At 58.5% G+C, this 21,034-nt stretch carries 18 protein-coding genes and 3 tRNA genes; 19 read left to right on the top strand and 2 right to left on the bottom strand.

Features of this window, described 5'->3' with window-relative positions; genetic code table 11:
- The first annotated feature begins 66 nt into the window (after positions 1–66).
- From ftsH to HU727_RS20940, 15 genes are all read left to right on the top strand, one after another.
- Positions 67–1,974 (top strand): ATP-dependent zinc metalloprotease FtsH, encoded by a 1,908-nt coding sequence (ftsH, locus tag HU727_RS21010; protein ID WP_186533656.1) that lies wholly within the window; start codon positions 67–69, stop codon positions 1,972–1,974.
- An 8-nt stretch (positions 1,975–1,982) separates the two neighbouring features.
- Entirely contained in the window at positions 1,983–2,834 is an 852-nt protein-coding gene (gene folP, locus HU727_RS21005) for a dihydropteroate synthase (protein WP_186533618.1), read from the top strand.
- Positions 2,835–2,850: 16 nt separating this feature from the next.
- Positions 2,851–4,188 carry a phosphoglucosamine mutase gene (gene glmM, locus HU727_RS21000; RefSeq protein WP_186533619.1) on the top strand — a complete coding sequence of 446 codons (1,338 nt, stop codon included), beginning with the start codon at positions 2,851–2,853 and terminating at the stop codon, positions 4,186–4,188.
- Between the two features lie 65 nt (positions 4,189–4,253).
- Entirely contained in the window at positions 4,254–5,009 is a 756-nt protein-coding gene (gene tpiA, locus HU727_RS20995) for a triose-phosphate isomerase (RefSeq protein ID WP_186533620.1), read from the top strand.
- 4 nt (positions 5,010–5,013) lie between these two features.
- Complete coding sequence (secG, locus tag HU727_RS20990) at positions 5,014–5,397, top strand: preprotein translocase subunit SecG (RefSeq protein WP_016771756.1); 384 nt, start codon at positions 5,014–5,016, stop codon at positions 5,395–5,397.
- 21 nt (positions 5,398–5,418) lie between these two features.
- Positions 5,419–5,504 (top strand) — tRNA-Leu (locus HU727_RS20985).
- 97 nt (positions 5,505–5,601) lie between these two features.
- Positions 5,602–5,678, top strand: a tRNA-Met gene (locus HU727_RS20980).
- A gap of 139 nt (positions 5,679–5,817) precedes the next feature.
- A complete protein-coding gene (rimP, locus tag HU727_RS20975) occupies positions 5,818–6,276 on the top strand; it encodes a ribosome maturation factor RimP (RefSeq protein WP_007993601.1) in 459 nt (152 codons plus the stop codon).
- Between the two features lie 47 nt (positions 6,277–6,323).
- The gene (nusA, locus tag HU727_RS20970; RefSeq protein ID WP_186533621.1) at positions 6,324–7,805 is read left to right on the top strand and encodes a transcription termination factor NusA; all 1,482 of its coding nucleotides are present in this window, start codon (positions 6,324–6,326) and stop codon (positions 7,803–7,805) included.
- A 27-nt stretch (positions 7,806–7,832) separates the two neighbouring features.
- Entirely contained in the window at positions 7,833–10,364 is a 2,532-nt protein-coding gene (gene infB / locus HU727_RS20965; RefSeq protein ID WP_186533622.1) for a translation initiation factor IF-2, read from the top strand.
- 159 nt (positions 10,365–10,523) lie between these two features.
- The gene (rbfA, locus tag HU727_RS20960; RefSeq protein WP_186533623.1) at positions 10,524–10,925 is read left to right on the top strand and encodes a 30S ribosome-binding factor RbfA; all 402 of its coding nucleotides are present in this window, start codon (positions 10,524–10,526) and stop codon (positions 10,923–10,925) included.
- 4 nt (positions 10,926–10,929) lie between these two features.
- Positions 10,930–11,847 (top strand): tRNA pseudouridine(55) synthase TruB, encoded by a 918-nt coding sequence (truB, locus tag HU727_RS20955; protein WP_034154423.1) that lies wholly within the window; start codon positions 10,930–10,932, stop codon positions 11,845–11,847.
- A 144-nt stretch (positions 11,848–11,991) separates the two neighbouring features.
- Complete coding sequence (gene rpsO / locus HU727_RS20950; RefSeq protein ID WP_016771751.1) at positions 11,992–12,261, top strand: 30S ribosomal protein S15; 270 nt, start codon at positions 11,992–11,994, stop codon at positions 12,259–12,261.
- 205 nt (positions 12,262–12,466) lie between these two features.
- Complete coding sequence (gene pnp, locus HU727_RS20945; protein ID WP_186533624.1) at positions 12,467–14,572, top strand: polyribonucleotide nucleotidyltransferase; 2,106 nt, start codon at positions 12,467–12,469, stop codon at positions 14,570–14,572.
- 255 nt (positions 14,573–14,827) lie between these two features.
- Positions 14,828–14,903 (top strand) — tRNA-Thr (locus HU727_RS20940).
- A 7-nt stretch (positions 14,904–14,910) separates the two neighbouring features.
- On the opposite strand, the gene HU727_RS20935 is transcribed toward HU727_RS20940, so the two are convergent.
- On the bottom strand, positions 14,911–15,405 hold the full coding sequence (locus tag HU727_RS20935) for a hypothetical protein (RefSeq protein WP_186533625.1): 495 nt from the start codon (positions 15,403–15,405) through the stop codon (positions 14,911–14,913).
- Positions 15,406–15,679: 274 nt separating this feature from the next.
- Between HU727_RS20935 and HU727_RS20930 the strand changes: the two genes are divergently transcribed.
- The gene (locus tag HU727_RS20930) at positions 15,680–15,979 is read left to right on the top strand and encodes a DUF6388 family protein (RefSeq protein ID WP_186533626.1); all 300 of its coding nucleotides are present in this window, start codon (positions 15,680–15,682) and stop codon (positions 15,977–15,979) included.
- A gap of 123 nt (positions 15,980–16,102) precedes the next feature.
- On the opposite strand, the gene nadC is transcribed toward HU727_RS20930, so the two are convergent.
- Positions 16,103–16,951: a carboxylating nicotinate-nucleotide diphosphorylase gene (nadC, locus tag HU727_RS20925; protein ID WP_186533627.1), complete on the bottom strand. Its 849-nt coding sequence runs from the start codon at positions 16,949–16,951 to the stop codon at positions 16,103–16,105.
- Between the two features lie 250 nt (positions 16,952–17,201).
- Here nadC and HU727_RS20920 point away from each other — a divergent pair, with 250 nt between their 5' ends.
- The 3 genes from HU727_RS20920 to ampE all read left to right on the top strand — a co-directional run bounded on the left by HU727_RS20920 (position 17,202) and on the right by ampE (position 20,846).
- Positions 17,202–19,385: a DUF1631 domain-containing protein gene (locus tag HU727_RS20920; RefSeq protein ID WP_186533628.1), complete on the top strand. Its 2,184-nt coding sequence runs from the start codon at positions 17,202–17,204 to the stop codon at positions 19,383–19,385.
- 64 nt (positions 19,386–19,449) lie between these two features.
- The gene (ampD, locus tag HU727_RS20915) at positions 19,450–20,010 is read left to right on the top strand and encodes a 1,6-anhydro-N-acetylmuramyl-L-alanine amidase AmpD (RefSeq protein WP_186533629.1); all 561 of its coding nucleotides are present in this window, start codon (positions 19,450–19,452) and stop codon (positions 20,008–20,010) included.
- Entirely contained in the window at positions 20,007–20,846 is an 840-nt protein-coding gene (gene ampE, locus HU727_RS20910) for a regulatory signaling modulator protein AmpE (protein ID WP_186533630.1), read from the top strand. Before ampD ends, ampE begins: the two co-directional genes overlap by 4 nt.
- Positions 20,847–21,034: the final 188 nt, after the last annotated feature.

Genomic DNA, 21,034 nt, shown 5'->3' with positions numbered 1-21,034 from the left:
GGTGAATATCATGCGAAGCGCGCGCCAGTAGCGGAGCTTGCTTCAGAGGGTAGTTAATTGAACGATATGGCAAAGAATCTGATCCTGTGGTTGATCATCGCGGCTGTCCTGGTGACGGTGATGAACAACTTCTCCAGCCCTAACGAGCCGCAGACCCTCAACTATTCCGACTTCATCCAGCAAGTCAAGGATGGCAAGGTCGAGCGCGTAGCCGTAGATGGCTATGTCATTACCGGCAAGCGCACCGATGGCGACAGCTTCAAGACCATTCGTCCGGCAATTCAGGATAATGGCCTGATCGGCGATCTGGTCGACAACCACGTTGTGGTTGAAGGCAAACAGCCTGAACAGCAAAGCATCTGGACTCAGCTCCTGGTTGCCAGCTTTCCGATCCTGGTGATCATCGCGGTGTTCATGTTCTTCATGCGCCAGATGCAGGGCGGTGCCGGTGGTAAGGGCGGGCCAATGAGCTTCGGCAAGAGCAAGGCGCGCCTGCTCTCCGAAGATCAGGTCAAAACCACTTTGGCTGACGTTGCAGGTTGCGACGAAGCCAAGGAAGAAGTCGGCGAGCTGGTCGAATTCCTCCGTGATCCGGGCAAGTTCCAGCGCCTGGGCGGTCGCATTCCTCGCGGCGTATTGATGGTCGGTCCTCCGGGTACCGGTAAAACCTTGCTGGCCAAGGCGATCGCCGGCGAAGCCAAGGTGCCGTTCTTCACCATTTCCGGTTCCGACTTTGTCGAAATGTTTGTCGGCGTCGGCGCAAGCCGTGTTCGCGACATGTTCGAGCAAGCCAAGAAGCACGCACCGTGCATCATCTTCATCGACGAAATCGACGCTGTCGGCCGTCATCGTGGCGCTGGCATGGGCGGCGGTCACGACGAGCGTGAGCAGACCCTCAACCAGTTGCTGGTTGAGATGGACGGCTTCGAAATGAATGACGGCATCATCGTGATTGCCGCGACCAACCGTCCAGACGTACTCGACCCAGCGCTGCTGCGTCCGGGCCGTTTCGACCGTCAGGTTGTGGTTGGCTTGCCAGACATTCGCGGTCGCGAACAGATCCTCAAGGTTCACATGCGTAAAGTGCCAATGGGCGACGACGTTGCTCCGGCCGTCATCGCTCGCGGTACTCCGGGCTTCTCCGGCGCTGACCTGGCGAACCTGGTCAACGAAGCTTCGCTGTTTGCCGCGCGCACCGGCAAGCGCATCGTCGAGATGAAAGAGTTCGAGCTGGCCAAAGACAAGATCATGATGGGCGCAGAGCGCAAGTCCATGGTCATGTCCGAGAAGGAAAAGCAGAACACTGCTTATCATGAAGCGGGCCACGCCATCGTGGGTCGGGTCGTGCCAGAGCATGATCCGGTGTACAAAGTTTCGATCATCCCGCGCGGTCGTGCGCTGGGTGTGACCATGTTCCTGCCGGAAGAAGATCGTTACAGCCTGTCCAAGCGCGCACTGATCAGTCAGATCTGCTCGCTGTACGGTGGCCGTATCGCTGAAGAGATGACCCTTGGTTTTGACGGTGTCACCACCGGCGCCTCCAACGACATCATGCGTGCCAGCCAGATTGCAAGGAACATGGTGACCAAATGGGGTCTGTCGGAAAAGCTCGGTCCGTTGATGTATGCCGAAGAAGAGGGTGAAGTATTCCTCGGTCGCGGCGGTGGCGGTCAGGCTGCCAGCTTCTCGGGTGAGACAGCCAAGCTGATCGACTCCGAGGTGCGTAGCATCATTGATCAGTGCTACGGCACGGCCAAGCAGATCCTCACGGACAACCGTGACAAGCTCGACGCCATGGCGGACGCGCTGATGAAGTACGAAACGATCGATGCTGAACAGATCGACGACATCATGGCTGGTCGTACGCCACGCGAGCCTCGCGACTGGTCGGGTGGCACCGGTACGCCTCCGCCGCCCGTCGTGCAGGACGAGCGTCCGGAGAAACCGATTGGCGGTCCGGCTGCTGACGTTTAAGGCTTGAAATGACTTCTGTTCAGTCCCTGACCCGGTTGCCTTGCGGCAACCGGGTTCTTGATTTGGCCCAGACGCATGTCATGGGTATTCTCAATGTCACTCCTGATTCCTTCTCCGATGGTGGCCGCTACAGTCAGCTCGACGTAGCTTTGCGCCACGCCGAAGCCATGGTGCTGGCCGGTGCGACACTGATCGATGTCGGTGGCGAGTCGACCCGGCCAGGTGCACGAGCGGTTTCGTCGCTGGAGGAGCTTGAGCGGGTGGCGCCGATCGTGGAGCTGATCAATCGCGAGCTGGATGTCATTATCTCGGTCGATACGTCGACCCCCGCCGTCATGCGCGAAAGTGCGCGGCTGGGTGCCGGATTGATCAATGACGTACGCGCGCTCAGGCGCGACGGGGCGTTGGACGCCGCGGCGGCAACCGGTTTGCCGGTCTGTCTTATGCACATGCTGGGTGAGCCTGGCGATATGCAGGACAATCCGCAGTATCAGGATGTCACTCGCGAGGTTAGCGAATTCCTTGCCCAGCGCATGGAACAATGTGCGCTGGCGGGTATTCCTGCCGAGCGCATCATTCTCGACCCTGGTTTCGGTTTCGCCAAAACCCTGCAGCACAATCTTAGTTTGTTTAAACATATGGAGGCCCTGCATGCGCTGGGTCGACCGCTGCTGGTAGGTGTTTCCCGCAAGAGTATGATTGGTCACGCATTGAACCGTCCCGTGGGCGAGCGTCTGCATGGTGGTCTGGCGCTGGCGGCGCTGGCATCGGTCAAGGGCGCGCGTATATTGCGGGTTCACGATGTGGCGGAAACAGTTGATGTGGTGCGGATGATCGCGGCCGTAGAATCAGCCGAATAAGAATGATGGAGCAGTTATGAGCAAGAAATATTTTGGTACCGACGGCATTCGCGGTCGCGTTGGTGAATACCCGATCACTCCGGACTTCATGCTCAAGCTCGGCTGGGCGGCGGGGATGGCATTCCGCAAGATGGGCGCCTGCAAGGTGCTCGTCGGCAAAGACACGCGGATCTCAGGTTATATGTTCGAGTCTGCGCTTGAGGCCGGGCTGACATCGGCGGGTGCAGATGTGATGCTGCTTGGTCCGATGCCGACACCGGCAATTGCGTATCTGTCGCGCACTTTCCAGGCTGAAGCCGGAATCGTGATCAGCGCCTCGCACAATCCTCATGACGACAACGGTATCAAGTTTTTCTCCGGCAAAGGCACCAAGCTGCCGGATGAGTTGGAGTTGATGATCGAAGAGCTGCTCGATACGCCAATGACCGTGGTTGAATCGAGCAAGATCGGCAAGGTTTCGCGCATAAACGATGCGTCCGGTCGCTACATCGAATTTTGCAAAAGCAGCGTGCCAACCGGTACCAGCTTCTCCGGCCTGAAAATCGTCATCGACTGCGCGCACGGTGCGACCTATAAAGTTGCGCCAAGTGTGTTCCGCGAACTGGGTGCTGACGTTGTCGTACTGTCTGCTCAGCCAAATGGGCTGAATATCAACGACAACTGCGGTTCCACGCACATGGGGCCTTTGCAGGCTGCGGTGCTGGCCGAGCATGCCGACCTGGGTATCGCCTTTGATGGTGATGGCGACCGCGTATTGATGGTCGATCACACCGGCGCCATCGTTGATGGTGATGATTTGCTGTTTATCATTGCCCGCGATCTGCATGAGCGCGGCAAGTTGCAAGGCGGCGTCGTCGGTACCTTGATGAGCAATCTTGGTCTTGAACTGGCCTTGGCGGATCTTTCGATTCCTTTCGTACGTGCCAATGTCGGTGATCGCTACGTGATCGCCGAACTGCAGGAGCGCAACTGGCTGATCGGCGGGGAAAACTCCGGGCATGTGGTCTGCTTCAATCACACCACCACGGGCGACGCGATCATCGCGGCCTTGCAAGTGTTGATGGCGCTCAAAAAGCGCAATGAAGGTCTGGCACAAACCCGGCAAGCGTTGCGCAAATGCCCACAGGTTTTGATCAACGTGCGTTTCGGTGGCGGCGAAAGCCCGCTGGAGCATCCTGCCGTCAAGGAGGCCAGCGCGCGCGTAACTCAGGCGATGGCAGGTCGTGGTCGTGTGCTTTTGCGCAAGTCCGGGACAGAGCCTCTGGTGCGTGTAATGGTCGAAGGTGAAGACGAGGCTCAGGTTCGCGGCTACGCCGAAGAACTGGCAAAACTGGTAACTGAAGTTTCTGCCTGATTCGGCTTGCAAGCCATGATTGTGTTGGGTAACATCTGCGCCCACTTTGACCGACGAGGTACAGCATGCGTCGCCCTATGGTAGCTGGTAACTGGAAGATGCACGGTACCCGCGCCAGCGTCGCTGAGCTGATCAACGGCCTTCGTCATCTGGCCTTGCCAAGCGGTGTTGATGTCGCGGTGTTCCCGCCTTGCTTGCATATCAATCAAGTGATTGATGGCTTGAAAGGCAAGTCGATTTCGGTCGGCGCGCAGAATTCTGCGGTGGAAGCCATGCAAGGTGCGTTGACCGGTGAGATTGCGCCGAGTCAACTGGTGGATGCAGGTTGTTCCCTTGTGCTTGTCGGGCACTCCGAACGCCGCCAGATCATGGGCGAGCGAGACGGGATGCTGAATCGCAAGTTCGCGGCGGCGCAGGCATGTGGCTTGATTCCGGTGTTGTGTGTAGGGGAGACCCTGGAGCAGCGTGAAGCCGGAAAAACTCTTGAGGTTGTCGGGCGTCAGCTGGGCAGCATCATCGAGGAGCTGGGTGTAGGTGCTTTCGCCAAGGCAGTCATTGCTTACGAGCCTGTCTGGGCCATTGGTACTGGACTGACTGCAACGCCGCAACAGGCTCAGGATGTGCACAAAGCCATTCGCGAGCAGTTGGCGGCAGAGAATTCTGAAGTGGCACGAGGTGTGCGGCTTCTATACGGCGGCAGCGTGAAGGCGGCCAATGCGGTCGAACTGTTCGGCATGCCGGATATCGATGGGGGGCTCATTGGTGGAGCTTCCCTGAATGCAGATGAGTTCGGTGCGATCTGTCGCGCCGCGGGAAACTGAAAAAATGCTGGAAACAGTCGTAGTCGTTTTTCATCTGCTGGGTGCATTGGGCGTAGTTGCTCTGGTTTTGCTGCAGCAGGGTAAGGGTGCGGACGCTGGCGCGTCTTTCGGAGCAGGTGCTTCAAATACTGTGTTCGGAAGCCAAGGTTCCTCTACCTTTCTTAGTAAGTTTACTGCTATACTTGCCGCCGGTTTCTTCATAACCAGCTTGGGGTTAGGTTACTTTGCTAAAGAGAAAGCTCATCAGCTGACTCAAGCAGGTTTGCCAGATCCAGCAGTGTTGGAAGTACCTAAGCAACAACCGGCTTCTGACGATGTCCCGGTGCTTCAAGAGCAAAAGTCGGCTACTCCAGCGACTGACGTGCCTCCAGCTCAAGAGCAGAAGTAAGAAGAGTTTCAACGTAGTATTGCCGAGGTGGTGGAATTGGTAGACACGCAACCTTGAGGTGGTTGTGCCCATAGGGTGTAGGGGTTCGAGTCCCCTTCTCGGTACCAATTAGTCAGGAGAGCCCGCTGTTGCGGGCTTTCTTGCAGGTGGAAGGTTACATTGACCCTAAAAGGGATCGGTCGTATACTTCCGCCCCAGCTTTGTCGCGGGGTGGAGCAGTCTGGTAGCTCGTCGGGCTCATAACCCGAAGGTCGTCGGTTCAAATCCGGCCCCCGCAACCAGTTTCAGGAGCCCCTTTTAAGGGGCTTTTTGTTAGCTGGATACTTCCAGCGCCGCTGTTCGACGGCGTTTCAAGGATGGGCGTTATGCCCATTTTTTTATTTTGCAAAGCATGCACATATCATGCACTAGGGGGTTCAGGTGTCGAGCAAGCTAGAAGAGTTGCAGGCCTTGCTGGCCCCGGTGGTCGTGGCCCTGGGCTATGAATGCTGGGGTATCGAGTTTTCGGCTCAGGGTCGTCACTCGATGTTGCGCGTTTATATCGATAAAGAGGGTGGCGTGCTGGTGGACGATTGCGCCATTGTCAGCCGCCAGATCAGCGGTGTACTGGATGTTGAAGATCCGATCGCCGTTGAATACACCCTTGAAGTTTCCTCGCCTGGCATGGAGCGCCCGCTGTTCACTCTTGAGCAGTTTGCAAAATTTGCCGGTGAACAAGTGAAGATCAAGCTGCGCTCGCCTTTCGAAGGACGACGCAACTTTCAGGGCCTTCTGCGCGGTGTAGAAGAGCAGGACGTCGTGGTGCAGGTAGAAGACCACGAGTTCCTGTTGCCGATCGATATGATCGACAAGGCCAACATTATTCCCAGTTTTGACTGAGACGCGGATCCCGCGGATCCAATGGCTTGCGAAAGGCGAGGCGTACGATGAGCAAAGAAGTACTGCTGGTTGTTGAGTCGGTATCCAATGAAAAGGGCGTACCGGCAAGCGTAATTTTTGAAGCGCTGGAGCTGGCTCTGGCCACTGCTACCAAAAAGCGTTTTGAAGACGAAGTTGACCTTCGTGTGGAAATTAACCGCCACACCGGGGCCTACGAAACTTTCCGTCGCTGGACGGTCGTCGAAGAGAATGATCTTGACGATCCGGCCATCGAAACCTGGCCGACCAAGGTTGCCGAAACGCATCCTGGTGCCAAGGTTGGCGACGTCGTTGAAGAGAAGATCGAATCCATCGAGTTCGGCCGCATTGCTGCGCAGACTGCCAAGCAGGTTATTGTGCAGAAAGTGCGTGAAGCCGAGCGCGCTCAAGTGGTCGACGCCTATCGCGAGCGCCTTGGAGAAATCATCTCCGGCACCGTGAAAAAAGTCACCCGCGACAACGTGATCGTCGATCTGGGCAACAACGCCGAGGCGTTGCTGGCTCGTGAAGACATCATTTCTCGCGAAACCTTCCGTGTCGGCGTGCGTCTGCGTGCGCTGCTCAAGGAAATCCGCACCGAGAATCGCGGCCCGCAGTTGATCCTGTCGCGTACCGCGCCGGAAATGCTGATCGAGCTGTTCCGCATCGAAGTGCCGGAAATTGCCGAAGGCCTGATCGAAGTGATGGCTGCGTCCCGTGATCCAGGTTCGCGCGCCAAGATCGCCGTTCGTTCCAAGGACAAACGCATCGACCCGCAGGGCGCTTGCATCGGTATGCGCGGTTCGCGCGTCCAGGCAGTGTCGGGCGAGTTGGGCGGTGAGCGTGTTGATATCGTTCTGTGGGACGACAATCCGGCTCAGTTCGTGATCAACGCCATGTCCCCGGCTGAGGTTGCGGCAATTATCGTTGACGAAGATGCCCATGCAATGGACATCGCCGTTGGCGCAGACAATCTGGCTCAGGCCATCGGTCGTGGTGGTCAGAACGTGCGTCTGGCGAGCCAATTGACTGGCTGGACCCTGAACGTGATGACCGAATCGGACATCCAGGCTAAGCAGCAAGCAGAAACCGGCGACATCCTGCGCAACTTCATCGACGAGCTGGAAGTCGACGAAGAACTGGCGCAGGTGCTGGTAGATGAAGGCTTTACCAGCCTGGAAGAGATTGCCTACGTACCGGTGGAGGAAATGCTCAACATCGACGGCTTTGACGAGGACATCGTCAACGAGCTTCGTGCTCGCGCCAAGGATCGCTTGTTGACCAAAGCCATCGCTACTGAGGAAAAGCTGGCAGACGCCCATCCGGCCGAAGACCTGCTCTCGCTTGAGGGTATGGACAAGGATTTGGCGATGGAACTGGCGGTGCGCGGCGTAATTACCCGCGAAGACCTGGCCGAGCAGTCTATTGACGACCTGCTCGACATCGACGGCATTGACGATGATCGTGCCGGCAAGTTGATCATGGCCGCCCGAGCCCACTGGTTCGAGTAATTAGGCGCGGCCTGAGGAGAGAAGTGCATGACGCAAGTCACGGTGAAACAACTGGCCGATGAGGTCAAAACACCGGTAGAGCGCCTGTTGCAGCAGATGCGTGAGGCAGGTCTGCCGCACACCGCCGCCGACGAAAATGTGACTGACAGTGAGAAGCAATCCCTGCTGACTCACTTGAAGAGCAGTCACAAGGCGAAAGTGGAAGAACCACGCAAGATCACGCTGCAGCGTAAAACCACCAGCACTCTTCGTGTGGCTGGTAGCAAGAGCATCAGCGTTGAAGTTCGCAAGAAGAAAGTTTTCGTACAGCGCAGCCCGGAAGAAATCGAAGCCGAGCGCAAGCGTGAACTGGATGAGCGTCGCGCAGTAGAAAACGCGGCTCGTCAGAAGGCTGAAGAAGAAGCCAAGCAGCGCGCCGAAGAAGAAGCGCGCCGCCAGCCTGGTGCTGCGCAGAACGCTACCAGCGACGCCGTTGCAGCCCCTGCTGCAGTTGCCGAACCCGTGCGTGAAAGCGCGCCGGTAGTCGCCGCTGCTCCAGCGCCGTCCGCTGACGTTCGCAACAAGCAGAACGAACAGCGCCGTCCGGACAAGCCACGTGCCGACGATAACAATCGTCGCAGCGGTGGTGGTGATGGCGAGCGCAAAAACGCTCCGCATCGCGCATCGGTAAAAGAAAAAGCGCCGGCGCCACGTGTGGCCCCACGCACTACCGACGAAGAAAGCGATGGCTTCCGTCGCGGTGGTCGCGGCAAGGCCAAGCTGAAAAAGCGCAACGCCCACGGTTTCCAGAGCCCTACCGGCCCTGTCGTGCGTGACGTGCAGATCGGCGAGACCATCACTGTTGGCGACCTCGCCAACCAGATGTCGGTCAAGGCTGCTGAAATCATCAAGTTCATGTTCAAACTGGGTACCCCGGCGACCATCAACCAGGTGCTTGATCAGGAAACTGCTCAACTGGTAGCTGAAGAGCTGGGCCACAAAGTGACCCTGGTCAGCGACACCGCCCTGGAAGATTCCCTGGCCGAGTCCCTGAAGTTTGAAGGCGAGTCGTTCTCCCGTGCGCCGGTTGTGACCGTAATGGGCCACGTTGACCACGGTAAAACCTCGCTGCTCGACTACATCCGTCGTGCCAAGGTAGCGGCTGGCGAAGCCGGCGGCATTACCCAGCACATCGGTGCTTACCACGTTGAAACCGAACGCGGCATGGTTACCTTCCTCGACACCCCGGGTCACGCTGCGTTTACCGCAATGCGTGCCCGTGGTGCCAAGGCGACCGACATCGTGATCCTGGTAGTTGCAGCGGACGACGGCGTGATGCCGCAGACCATTGAAGCTGTTCAGCACGCGGTAGCGGCTGGCGTTCCACTGGTTGTTGCAGTGAACAAGATCGACAAGCCGGGCGCTGATCTCGATCGCATCCGTAGCGAACTGTCGGTTCACGGCGTGACGTCGGAAGAGTGGGGCGGTGATACGCCGTTCGTACCGGTTTCGGCGAAAGTCGGTACGGGTGTGGACGAACTGCTCGAAGCCGTTCTGCTGCAAGCTGAAGTTCTCGAACTTAAAGCAACCCCATCGGCTCCTGGCCGCGGTGTTGTGGTTGAATCGCGTCTCGACAAGGGCCGTGGCCCGGTGGCGACCGTTCTGGTTCAAGACGGTACCCTGCGCCAAGGCGACATGGTGCTGGTCGGTTCGAACTATGGCCGCGTGCGCGCCATGCTCGACGAGAACGGCAAGCCAATCAAGGAAGCCGGTCCATCCATCCCAGTCGAGATTCTCGGCCTGGACGGTACCCCGGATGCTGGCGACGAAATGAGTGTGGTTGCCGACGAGAAGAAAGCCCGTGAAGTGGCTCTGTTCCGTCAAGGCAAGTTCCGCGAAGTCAAATTGGCTCGCGCTCACGCCGGCAAGCTTGAGAACATCTTCGAAAACATGGGTCAGGCCGAGAAGAAGACGCTCAACATCGTCCTCAAATCGGACGTCCGTGGCTCGCTGGAAGCGTTGAACGGTGCCTTGAATGGCCTGGGCAACGACGAAGTGCAAGTACGCGTGGTCGGTGGCGGTGTCGGTGGTATCACCGAATCCGACGCCAACCTGGCACTGGCTTCCAATGCTGTACTGTTCGGCTTCAACGTGCGTGCCGATGCTGGCGCACGGAAAATCGTCGAGCAGGAAGGTCTGGACATGCGTTACTACAACGTGATCTACGACATCATCGAAGACGTCAAGAAAGCCCTGACCGGCATGCTCGGCAGCGATGTTCGCGAGAACATCCTGGGTGTGGCCGAAGTGCGTGACGTGTTCCGTTCGCCGAAGTTTGGCGCGATCGCGGGCTGCATGGTGATCGAAGGTGTTGTGCACCGTAACCGTCCGATCCGCGTACTGCGTGAAGACATCGTTATCTTCGAAGGCGAGCTGGAATCCCTGCGCCGCTTCAAGGATGACGCTTCTGAAGTACGTGCCGGCATGGAATGCGGTATCGGCGTGAAGAGCTACAACGACGTCAAAGTCGGCGACAAGATCGAAGTCTTCGAGAAGGTCCAGGTTGCTCGCAGCCTCTGACTCGCGCACTTCAAGGGCCACGATGAGCCGTAGCATGCAAATGCGCGGCGCAGCGTCCGGACTCTAAACGCAACGCCCGGTCTGGCTTTTGTCAGGCCGGGCGTTTGCCGCTTTCAGACCTTGCGGGTTTCGCCGCTGGGCAGTAACAGGTAACAAATCATGGCAAAAGAATACAGCCGTACCCAACGTATCGGCGATCAGATGCAGCGTGAGCTGGCCCAGCTGATCCGTCGTGAAGTCAAAGACCCGCGCGTCGGCCTGGTCACCATTACCGCTGTGGAAGTATCCCGTGACGTTGGTCACGCGAAGATTTTCATCACCGTAATGGGCCAGGACAACGCCGAAGACATCGCGCAAAGCATCAAGGTGCTGAATGCCGCCGCAGGTTTCCTGCGCATGCAATTGGCCCGTGAGATGAAGCTGCGCAGCGTGCCGCAACTGCACTTCCACTACGACGAATCCGTCGTGCGTGGCGCGCACCTGTCGGCGCTGATCGAGCGCGCCGTCGCTGAAGACAATCAGCACCTCGATACCGCTGCACCTGAAGACGCCAAGGAGTAAGTCGGTGGCTCAGGTCAAACGTATCCGTCGTAACGTCAGCGGTATCATCCTGCTCGACAAGCCGTTGGGATTCACCTCCAACGCCGCGTTGCAGAAAGTGCGCTGGCTGCTGAATGCCGAGAAAGCCGGGCACACCGGCAGCCTCGACCCGCTGGCCACCGGCGTGTTGCCGCTGTGCTTCGGCGAGGCGACCAAGTTCTCGCAATACCTGCTCGATTCCGACAAGGGCTATGAGACCCTGGCGCAACTGGGCAAGACCACCACCACGGCCGATGCCGAAGGTGAGGTCTTGCAGGAGCGCCCGGTGACCGTTGGTCGCGCCGATGTCGAAGCGGCCTTGCCGAAATTTCGCGGGCAAATCAGTCAGATACCGCCGATGTACTCGGCACTCAAGCGTGATGGCCAGCCGCTGTACAAACTGGCACGTGCAGGCGAAGTAGTGGAGCGCGAACCGCGTTCTGTTACTATTGCGCGCTTGGAATTGCTGGCCTTCGAAGGCGATACTGCGCGGCTTGCGGTGGACTGCAGCAAGGGCACCTATATTCGTACCCTGGTGGAGGATATCGGTGAGCAACTCGGTTGTGGTGCGTACGTCGCGGAACTGCGCCGTACCCAGGCCGGGCCTTTCACCCTGGCGCAGACCGTGACCCTCGAAGAGCTGGAAGCGGTACATGCCGAAGGCGGCAACGAAGCGGTCGATCGCTTCCTGATGCCATCGGACAGCGGCTTGCTGGATTGGCCGTTGCTGCACTTCTCGGAAGCGAGCGCGTTCTACTGGCTCAACGGTCAGCCGGTGCGTGCCCCGGATGCTCCGAAGTTCGGCATGGTGCGGGTACAGGATCACAATGGTCGCTTCATCGGTATCGGTGAAGTGAGCGAAGACGGGCGCATCGCGCCGCGTCGTTTGATTCGGTCAGAATGACCGGAACCGGTCTGCGTAACAGCAGGCCGGCGAGTGTGGCTGTTAACAGGCATGGTCACTACTCATTTATAGATACAGGGATTTGTCCCTGGCCTGTTGAAGCTGTTTCCCTGAAACAGTTTCCTGATAAGGAAGGATTGCCTCATGGCTCTCGACGTTCAAGAAAAAGCTCAAATCGTTGCTGACTACCAGCAAGCTGTTGGTGACACTGGTTCGCCAGAAGTGCAAGTTGCACTGCTGACCGCCAACATCAACAAACTGCAAGGTCACTTCAAGGCCAACGGTAAAGATCACCACTCCCGTCGTGGTCTGATCCGCATGGTAAACCAGCGTCGCAAGCTGCTGGACTACCTGAAAGGCAAGGACGTGAGCCGGTACGCCGCTCTGATCGCTCGCCTGGGTCTGCGTCGCTAATCAGCGATTGCGCTATGAGGTTGGTGGTCTGTCGGACGTCAGCGGTTTTCCGCTGGCGTCTTACAGGCTCCCAGCCTCAAGTTTTATCTGCAGCATGGCTTTACCCTGTAACACCCGGACAACTGCCATCGGGCCGATTCCCGACATTGCCCAAGAATTCGCAAGAAACCGATTTCCCCAAGAGCCACAAAGAAGGTAGGACACCGTGAACCCGGTAATCAAAAAATTCCAGTTCGGTCAATCGACCGTTACCCTCGAGACAGGCCGTATCGCCCGTCAGGCCTCCGGCGCAGTATTGGTCACCGTTGACGACGACGTCAGCGTGTTGGTGACTGTCGTCGGTGCAAAGCAAGCTGATCCGGGCAAGGGCTTCTTCCCGCTGTCCGTTCACTACCAGGAAAAGACTTACGCTGCCGGTAAGATCCCTGGCGGTTTCTTCAAGCGCGAAGGCCGTCCTTCCGAAAAAGAAACCCTGACCTCCCGACTGATCGACCGTCCGATCCGTCCGCTGTTCCCTGAAGGCTTCATGAACGAAGTGCAGGTTGTCTGCACCGTCGTTTCCACCAGCAAGAAGACCGATCCGGACATCGCTGCGATGATCGGTACCTCGGCTGCCCTGGCCATTTCCGGCATTCCGTTCGACGGCCCGATCGGCGCCGCTCGTGTGGCTTTCCATGAAAGCACCGGCTACCTGCTGAACCCGACTTACGAGCAGCAAGCCGCTTCGAGCCTGGACATGGTCGTTGCCGGTACTTCCGACGCCGTGCTGATGGTTGAATCGGAAGCCAAAGAGCTGACCGAAGACCAGATGCTGGGTGCGGTGCTGTTTGCTCACGACGAGTTCCAAGTTGTGATCAACGCTGTCAAGGAACTCGCTGCAGAAGCCGCCAAGCCAACCTGGAACTGGGCTCCACAGCCTGAAGCCACCGAACTGCTGGGCGCGATCCGTGCCGAGTTCGGCGAAGCGATCTCCCAGGCTTACACCATCACCATCAAGGCCGACCGTTATGCGCGCCTGGGTGAGCTGAAGGATCAAGTGGTTGCCAAGCTGTCCGGCGAAGAAGGCCAGCCGACCTCTGCTGAAGTGAAAGCTGCTTTCGGCGAGATCGAATACCGCACCGTTCGCGAAAACATCGTAAACGGCAAGCCACGTATCGACGGCCGCGACACTCGCACCGTACGTCCGCTGAACATCGAAGTCGGCGTTCTGCCGAAGACCCACGGTTCGGCGCTGTTCACCCGTGGTGAAACCCAGGCGCTGGTTGTTGCAACACTGGGCACCGCCCGTGACGCACAGCTGCTGGACACCCTGGAAGGCGAAAAGAAAGACCCCTTCATGCTGCACTACAACTTCCCTCCGTTCTCGGTGGGCGAGTGTGGTCGCATGGGCGGCGCCGGTCGTCGCGAAATCGGTCACGGCCGTCTGGCCCGTCGTTCGGTTTCGGCGATGCTGCCTGCCGCTGACGTGTTCCCGTACACCATCCGTGTCGTGTCGGAAATCACTGAATCCAACGGTTCGAGCTCGATGGCTTCCGTGTGTGGCGCTTCCCTGGCCCTGATGGACGCTGGTGTGCCGATGAAGGCTCCGGTTGCCGGTATCGCCATGGGTCTGGTTAAAGAAGGCGAGAAGTTCGCCGTCCTGACCGACATCCTCGGTGACGAAGACCACCTGGGTGACATGGACTTCAAGGTAGCCGGTACCGCCAAAGGTGTGACCGCGCTGCAGATGGACATCAAGATCAAGGGCATCACCGAAGAGATCATGGAAATCGCTCTGGGCCAGGCCCTTGAAGCGCGCCTGAACATCCTCGGCCAAATGAACCAGATCATTGGCCAGTCGCGTACCGAGCTGTCGGCCAACGCTCCGACCATGATCGCGATGAAGATCGACACCGACAAGATCCGTGACGTTATCGGTAAAGGTGGCGCGACCATCCGTGCGATCTGCGAAGAAACCAAGGCTTCGATCGATATCGAAGACGACGGCTCGATCAAGATCTTCGGCGAGACCAAGGATGCCGCAGAAGCTGCGCGCCAGCGCGTTCTGAGCATTACTGCCGAAGCCGAGATCGGCAAGATCTACGTCGGCAAGGTTGAGCGCATCGTCGACTTCGGCGCGTTCGTCAACATCCTGCCGGGCAAGGACGGTCTGGTGCACATCTCGATGCTGAGCGACGCTCGCGTAGAGAAAGTCACCGACATCCTCAAAGAAGGCCAGGAAGTGGAAGTGCTGGTACTGGACGTGGACAACCGCGGCCGTATCAAGCTGTCCATCAAAGACGTGGCAGCTGCAAAGGCTTCGGGCGTTTAATCACCCCAACGCTCTAGCGCAATGAAAAAGCCCCCGCCGTGCAAACGGCGGGGGCTTTTTTTGTCTGCCATAAAGATCTTGTGGCGAGGGAGCTTGCTCCCGCCGGGTTGCGAAGCGACCCCATGTTTTTGGCTGGCGTTTTTACGACTGCTGCGCAGCCGAGCGGGACGGTGCGACGCTTCGACAAGCTCCCTCGCCACAACGGCAAGCCACAAAGTTGCCGCAGCCCGAGACCGGTGCTAGGTTTAGCCCACCGCCCGTGTAGCTCAGCCGGTAGAGCAGCGCACTCGTAACGCGAAGGTCGCAGGTTCGATTCCTGTCTCGGGCACCATCCCTGTTTATTTCACCTTGCGACTCAGCTCCTCGACGCTGCGTTTGAGCTGATCCATCGCCCGATCCTGATCGTTTACCTTGTGCTTCAGACTGGAGATCTCGCTGCTGCTCGAGTTAGAGCTCGAACCGCTGTTGCGCTTGAGTTCTTCCACCTGGCGACCAAGGCTATCCAGTTCACGGTCCTGCTCCTTGACCTTGTTTTTCAGCTCATCGATGTCCTTGCCGCTGGAGCTTGAGCTCGAACCGCTGTTGCGCTTGAGCTCCTCGATCTGGCGCGATTGTTCGCTGACCGTATCGCGCATTTTCTTTAACTCATCGATGCTGATGTCGCTTCTGATCACCACGTCTTTGCCGTAGTCGTTGTGAATCAGCGAGAGCTTGTCGTTGTAGGACGGGCTGCTGGAGCTCAGCTCAACCGCCATTGCACTTGCGGGGAGGGCCAGCACGGCGATCAAAGTGGTAGCGGACACAACGGCAGATAAACTGGAAAAGCTGCGCATCACTGGGTTTCCTTGTGAACAGCATAAGATGTGCCGGTATGGCACATCGCTATGACTAAAAATTCGCAACTATGTTCCGCAGGTCAGCTTTTTGTCCAATAGATGTAAACAGCCATGTAATTCGTCATGCAAACGTCCTATATTCGGTTTCTGCATGAGCATCGCCCAGCAGTTTTCAGATGATCCCGAATGGTTCCGAAGGCCGGTCAGTCCGCGTCAGAGAGATCCTTGATGATCCAGATCCATCCTCCATTCCAAGATCAGCGAGAACCCCATGACTGAATTAACGCAAGAGCAACGCCACGAACAAGCGCTGGAAAAATATCTGCTGGACGTGCCAGACCTGAAGGAAGAAATAAAGGAACTGAGTCCCGACGATCAGAAAGACCAGATCCAGTGGGCCTTCGAAGACGAAGCCGAAGCGCAGGGTTTGCAGCCGTGGGAGCTGACGCTCAAGTACACCAGCACGCCGGAAGAGTTTGAGGAGCAGCGCCTCGTATTGCATAAGGAGGCGGCTGAGGTGTTGGGTGTCGAATGGGATGAATACTGCGAGATGAATAATCTGGTCGTATAAAGCAGCTTCAAGTTTCAAGCGGCAAGCTACAAGTCAAAGCAGAATCGCTTGGCTTGCAGCTTGCAGCTTGCAGCTTGCAGCTTGCAGCTTGCAGCTTGCAGCTTGCAGCTTGCAGCTTGCAGCTCAGAGGCTCAGTCTCATCGACAGATCCACCGCTTTGACATCCTTGGTCATCGCACCGATCGAGATGTAATCCACACCCGTCTCGGCGATCGGCAGCAGCGTGCTTTCGTTGATGCCGCCGCTGGCTTCCAGTTTCGCCTTGCCGGCGGTCAGGCGCACGGCTTCGCGCATGTCATCCAGGCTCAGTTCGTCGAGCATGATGATGTCGGCGCCGGCCTCCAGCGCTTCCTTCAGCTCTGCAAGACTTTCCACTTCGATTTCCACCGGTTTACCCGGGGCGATCTTATGCGCGGCGGCCACGGCTTCGGCGATGCCGCCGCTGGCGGCGATGTGGTTTTCCTTGATCAGAAACGCGTCGTACAGACCGATGCGGTGGTTGTGGCAGCCACCGCAGGTTACCGCGTACTTCTGCGCCAGGCGCAGGCCGGGGAGGGTCTTGCGAGTGTCGAGGAGCTTGACCTGAGTCTGGGCAACAAAGTCCGCCAGATACTGCGCACGCGTCGTCACGCCGGAAAGCAATTGCAGGAAATTCAGCGCGCTGCGTTCGCCCGTCAGCAGCGAGCGAGCCGGGCCTTCCAGATGGAACAGCGCCTGATTGGGTTTGACCCGTTCGCCATCGACCACTTGCCAGTGCACCGCCACGCGCGGATCGAGCTGGCGAAACACCGCATCGACCCACGCGGTGCCACAGATGACGGCGTCGTCTCGGGTAATGATGGTGGCTTTGGCCAGGCGTTCGGCCGGGATCAGTTGCGCGGTGATGTCGCCGCTGCCGACATCTTCGAGCAACGCACGGCGCACGTTGGCTTCGATTTCGGCGGACAGATCGGCGAGACGTAGATTCGGCATAACGGACTCCACAAACAAAGTGGTTCGATTATAGGGGCAGCGCCTGAGCCAACCCAAGGCGAGAACGCGCGCGGTTGCCTGCAATTGGTCGATTTGCCGATAAGTGCGCGGTATGGGCTGAGCAATTCATCGCGCTTCGGGATAGGGGAAACCCTGACGCCTATAGCATCGCGGACATCTTTTGCAAGATAATCCGCCTTGTATTTGACGTCATGGCTTTGACGACCAATCACCGTTCCAGGAGGCTTGGATGCACAACGACGGGAAAGTAGTGCCTTTGCACCGGGCGGCTGCCGATCAGGCGGACCACTCGCGGCTTGCCCGCCTGCCGGTGATTCTGCTTCAGGTGCGCGACAAGGCTGCTCAACAGTTACGCCACGATTTGCAGGAACTGTTCGATAACGCCGACGACACGTTGTTCGAAATGGCTGATCGGGCGCGCAACGACGTTGATCAGAACATTTTTTTCGAAGCCATGCGCGACCTGCGCCTCAAGCGCAAAAACATCGAGCGCGGCTTCCTGGAGCAATTCTTCGAAGCCTTCGCCGGGCTCACTCAATACGACCCTACCGCCAATCGCCTGCCACGCACGTTGATCATTGAAGAGTCGGCGCCGCGCAACGATGACACGGAGCGCACCGTCGCCGTGCAAGCCATGGTCAGCCGTGTGCTCAAGCGTGATGGCTTCGCCCTCGATCAACTGACTGCACGGTTCAGCGCGTTACTCGGAAATCGACTTGAAAATCCACACAATCCGCTCGGCCCGGCGATGCTCTGCGAGTACTTTCTGCAGGCCGGACGCAACCTGGGTGTCGAGATCAAGGTCAAGCTGATCCTGCTCAAATTGTTCGAACGCTACGTGCTCGCCGACACCGAACAGCTATACGCCCAGGCTAATCAACTGCTGCTTGCCACCGGTGTATTGCCGCATTTGAAACCGGCTACCCGGCGGCGCGCAGTTGAGCGCGCAGAGGCCGATCCGCCCAGCGAAGGCCTCAGCGACTCGCAGCAAGCGGACGATGGCGTGGAGGAAGTCTTCGCGTCGTTGCAGCGCTTGCTAGCGCACGTACGCGGGCGTGTTGCGCCGACACTGGAGGCCGGCGCCACGGCGCAACCGATCAACACGCGCGATCTGCTGCGCTTGCTCTCGCACTTGCAGCAATACGTGCCGTCGCTTGAGGCTCAGGAAGACTTCGACCTGCGCAGTCAGCTCGAGCAGCTGCTGACCCGCGTCAGCGTCCGGAGCGGCAAGTCCCGCGTGGTCGGTACTGCCGACGAAGACGTCATCAACCTTATCGCCATGGTTTTTGATTGCATCCTTGAGGATCGCAATGTCCCTGACGCGCTCAAGGCGCTGATCGCCCGTTTGCAGATTCCGATGCTCAAAGTTGCCGTGCTGGACAAGAGTTTTTTCAGCCGCAGCACACACCCGGCGCGGCGTCTGCTGAATGAAATTGCCGATGCCGCGATGGGCTGGAGTGATTGTGACAGCGATGCGCAGGACGCGCTGTATGTGCGCATTGAGCAAGTGGTGCAGCGCCTGCTGACGGAATTCGTCGATGACCCGGCTGTTTTTTCCGAACTGCTGGCTGAGTTTTTGGCGTTCACCCAGGACGAACGCCGACGCACCGAACTGCTTGAACAACGCCTGCGTGACGCCGAAGAAGGCCGGGCGAAAGCTGAACTGGCAGGGCTTCGCGTTGAGCAGGCGCTGAATCAGGCGCTGCTGGGCGAAGTGTTGCCGGTCTCGGTGGTGACGTTCGTACAACAGGCGTGGAGCAAAGTGCTCCTGCTCACCTGTCTCAAACATGGCGATCAATCCGCGGAATGGCGGGCCGACCTGCAGACCATGGAGCAACTGATCTGGAGCGTGCAACGGCATGACGACGCTGAGTCGAGCCTGCGCCTGCTGGCGCTGGTGCCGGGGCTGCTCAAGTCACTGCGCGATGGCCTGAGCAGCGCGGCGTTCGATCCGTTCGCCACCAGCGAATTTTTCAGTGAGCTGGAGGCGCTGCATGTGCGTGTGCTGGAGCGTTCCGACGACGCCGATCACAGCGCCACGCCGCTGATTGAAGTCTCGCCTCAGGTCCTGCAGCAGACCTGCGCCCCCATTGCGGTTGCGACACCTTCGCCGACCTTGCCACATGACGATGCCGGTCTGCGTCAGGTCGGACAGTTGCGATTGGGCAACTGGGTTGTGTTCGACGAAGACGACGATCAGGCGTTGCGCTGCAAGCTCGCCGCGATCATCGAGGAGACCGGTAAATACGTTTTTGTCGATCGTACCGGCATGAAGGTGCGTGAGCGCAGCCGTACCGAACTGGCGCTGGCGTTCAGCCGGGGGGCCGCAAGAGCGCTTGACGATACTTTGCTGTTCGACCGCGCGCTGGAATCGGTATTGGGTGATCTGCGGCGACTCAATCGCGGCAAGTGATCGCGCGACAGGGGCGGATCGCGGCATACTGGGCGCCAACATGATCGGCGTTGAAGGAATCGGTATGCAGTTGGATCCCGCGAGCGGGTGGTGTCATGGCGTGCAGATCTGCCCATCGCCCAACTTCAATGAGCGCCCGGCGGGCGAAGTGTCCTTGCTGGTCATCCACAACATCAGCCTGCCGCCGGCGCAGTTTGCCACGGGCAAGGTGCAGGAATTTTTCCAGAACCGTCTGGATGTCACCGAGCATCCCTACTTTGCAGGGATTGCCGACTTGCGCGTGTCTGCGCATTTTCTGATCGAACGTGACGGCAAGGTCACGCAGTTTGTCTCTTGTCTTGAGCGGGCGTGGCATGCCGGCGTGTCGATGTTCGACGGTCGTGAAACCTGCAACGATTTTTCCGTGGGCATCGAGCTCGAAGGCACCGATGACCTGCCGTTCACCGATGCGCAGTATCAGGCGCTTACGACGTTGACCCGGCAGTTGCAATCGGCATTTCCGGCGATCACCGGCGCACGCATTTGCGGACACAGCGACATTGCACCCGGGCGCAAGACCGATCCTGGCCCGGCATTCGACTGGGCGCGTTACCGCGCGGCCCTGGCAAAAGAGGAAGGACAATGAGTTTTCTGGTGTTACTGCTGGCAGTCTGGATCGAGAAGTTTTCGGCCCTGCGCCACCGGGTTCAACGCGATGGCGGATGGATCCGCGAACTGAACAAACTCGAAACCAGCGAACGACTGGCCAGCCAACCCTGGCTGGTGCTGGCGATTCTGGTGCTTTTTCCGGTCGCTTTACTGGCGTTGTTGCTGCTCGTGCTGGAACCGGTGGCGTACGGCTTGCTGGCCTTGCCGGTGCATCTGTTGGTGGTGATTTACAGCCTGGGGCGCGGCGACCTGCTCGGCGGTCTCGGGCCGTTTCGCGATGCCTGGCGCCGCGAGGATCTGCAAGCGGCGGCGCACGTGGCCAAACGCGATCTGAATATCTGCGCCGACAGCGGTGAGCAACTGCTTGAAGCGGTGCAGGCTCATCTGCTGTGGCAGGCCTATCAAAGTTTCTTCGCGGTGATTTTCTGGTATTTCCTGCTCGGCCCGGTCGCGGCGCTGGCCTACCGCTTGTTGGCGCTGGCCGAGGAACACGGCACTAACCCCGCGCTGATCGAGCGTGCAGCACAGATGCGTCACGCATTCGACTGGGTGCCGGTGCGCCTGCTGGCGGCGAGTCTGGCACTGGTCGGCAATTTTGTTGCGGTCAGCCGCGTGATGCTGCACGAGTTGCTCAACTGGAATATCAGCGCCGCGCAACTGATCAACAAGGTCGGCCTGGCGGCTGGGGAAGTCCCTGCGCCGGTCGTCGGGCCGGAAGGCATCAACACACTCGACTGCCTCTGGGAACTGCTGCTGCGCGCGGCGGTGCTGTGGTATGCCGGGTTTGCGTTGTGGACAGTTCTGGTTCACTGACAATCCAAAGTGAATCATATTTGTGGCGAGGGATTTTCTCTCGCCCTCCCGTCGTTAACCTTAAGTTACAAAACCTCCCCCCAATTTGAGCTATACAGAGACAGCGGCCGATAGTGGCTATCTGCTGTCCCCGCGCGCCTGCCAATAAAAACAAGAAAAACCAAGGGAGACTTCCAGTGAAGAGCTTG

It is taken from the genome of Pseudomonas khorasanensis (assembly GCF_014268505.2).
GTDB lineage: Bacteria > Pseudomonadota > Gammaproteobacteria > Pseudomonadales > Pseudomonadaceae > Aquipseudomonas > Aquipseudomonas khorasanensis.
This window is presented reverse-complemented; position numbering and strand designations above follow the sequence as displayed.

What these genes read in the sequence shown, in the direction of transcription:
- secG (WP_016771756.1), top strand. Translation starts at nt 5,014, where the DNA reads ATGCTGGAAACAGTCGTAGTCGTTTTTCATCTGCTGGGTGCATTGGGC.
- HU727_RS20930 (WP_186533626.1), top strand. Translation starts at nt 15,680, where the DNA reads ATGACTGAATTAACGCAAGAGCAACGCCACGAACAAGCGCTGGAAAAA.
- tpiA (WP_186533620.1), top strand. Translation starts at nt 4,254, where the DNA reads ATGCGTCGCCCTATGGTAGCTGGTAACTGGAAGATGCACGGTACCCGC.
- HU727_RS20935 (WP_186533625.1), bottom strand. Translation starts at nt 15,405, where the DNA reads ATGCGCAGCTTTTCCAGTTTATCTGCCGTTGTGTCCGCTACCACTTTG.
- folP (WP_186533618.1), top strand. Translation starts at nt 1,983, where the DNA reads ATGACTTCTGTTCAGTCCCTGACCCGGTTGCCTTGCGGCAACCGGGTT.
- nadC (WP_186533627.1), bottom strand. Translation starts at nt 16,951, where the DNA reads ATGCCGAATCTACGTCTCGCCGATCTGTCCGCCGAAATCGAAGCCAAC.
- nusA (WP_186533621.1), top strand. Translation starts at nt 6,324, where the DNA reads ATGAGCAAAGAAGTACTGCTGGTTGTTGAGTCGGTATCCAATGAAAAG.
- ampD (WP_186533629.1), top strand. Translation starts at nt 19,450, where the DNA reads ATGCAGTTGGATCCCGCGAGCGGGTGGTGTCATGGCGTGCAGATCTGC.
- infB (WP_186533622.1), top strand. Translation starts at nt 7,833, where the DNA reads ATGACGCAAGTCACGGTGAAACAACTGGCCGATGAGGTCAAAACACCG.
- HU727_RS20920 (WP_186533628.1), top strand. Translation starts at nt 17,202, where the DNA reads ATGCACAACGACGGGAAAGTAGTGCCTTTGCACCGGGCGGCTGCCGAT.
- rpsO (WP_016771751.1), top strand. Translation starts at nt 11,992, where the DNA reads ATGGCTCTCGACGTTCAAGAAAAAGCTCAAATCGTTGCTGACTACCAG.
- rbfA (WP_186533623.1), top strand. Translation starts at nt 10,524, where the DNA reads ATGGCAAAAGAATACAGCCGTACCCAACGTATCGGCGATCAGATGCAG.
- ampE (WP_186533630.1), top strand. Translation starts at nt 20,007, where the DNA reads ATGAGTTTTCTGGTGTTACTGCTGGCAGTCTGGATCGAGAAGTTTTCG.
- ftsH (WP_186533656.1), top strand. Translation starts at nt 67, where the DNA reads ATGGCAAAGAATCTGATCCTGTGGTTGATCATCGCGGCTGTCCTGGTG.
- glmM (WP_186533619.1), top strand. Translation starts at nt 2,851, where the DNA reads ATGAGCAAGAAATATTTTGGTACCGACGGCATTCGCGGTCGCGTTGGT.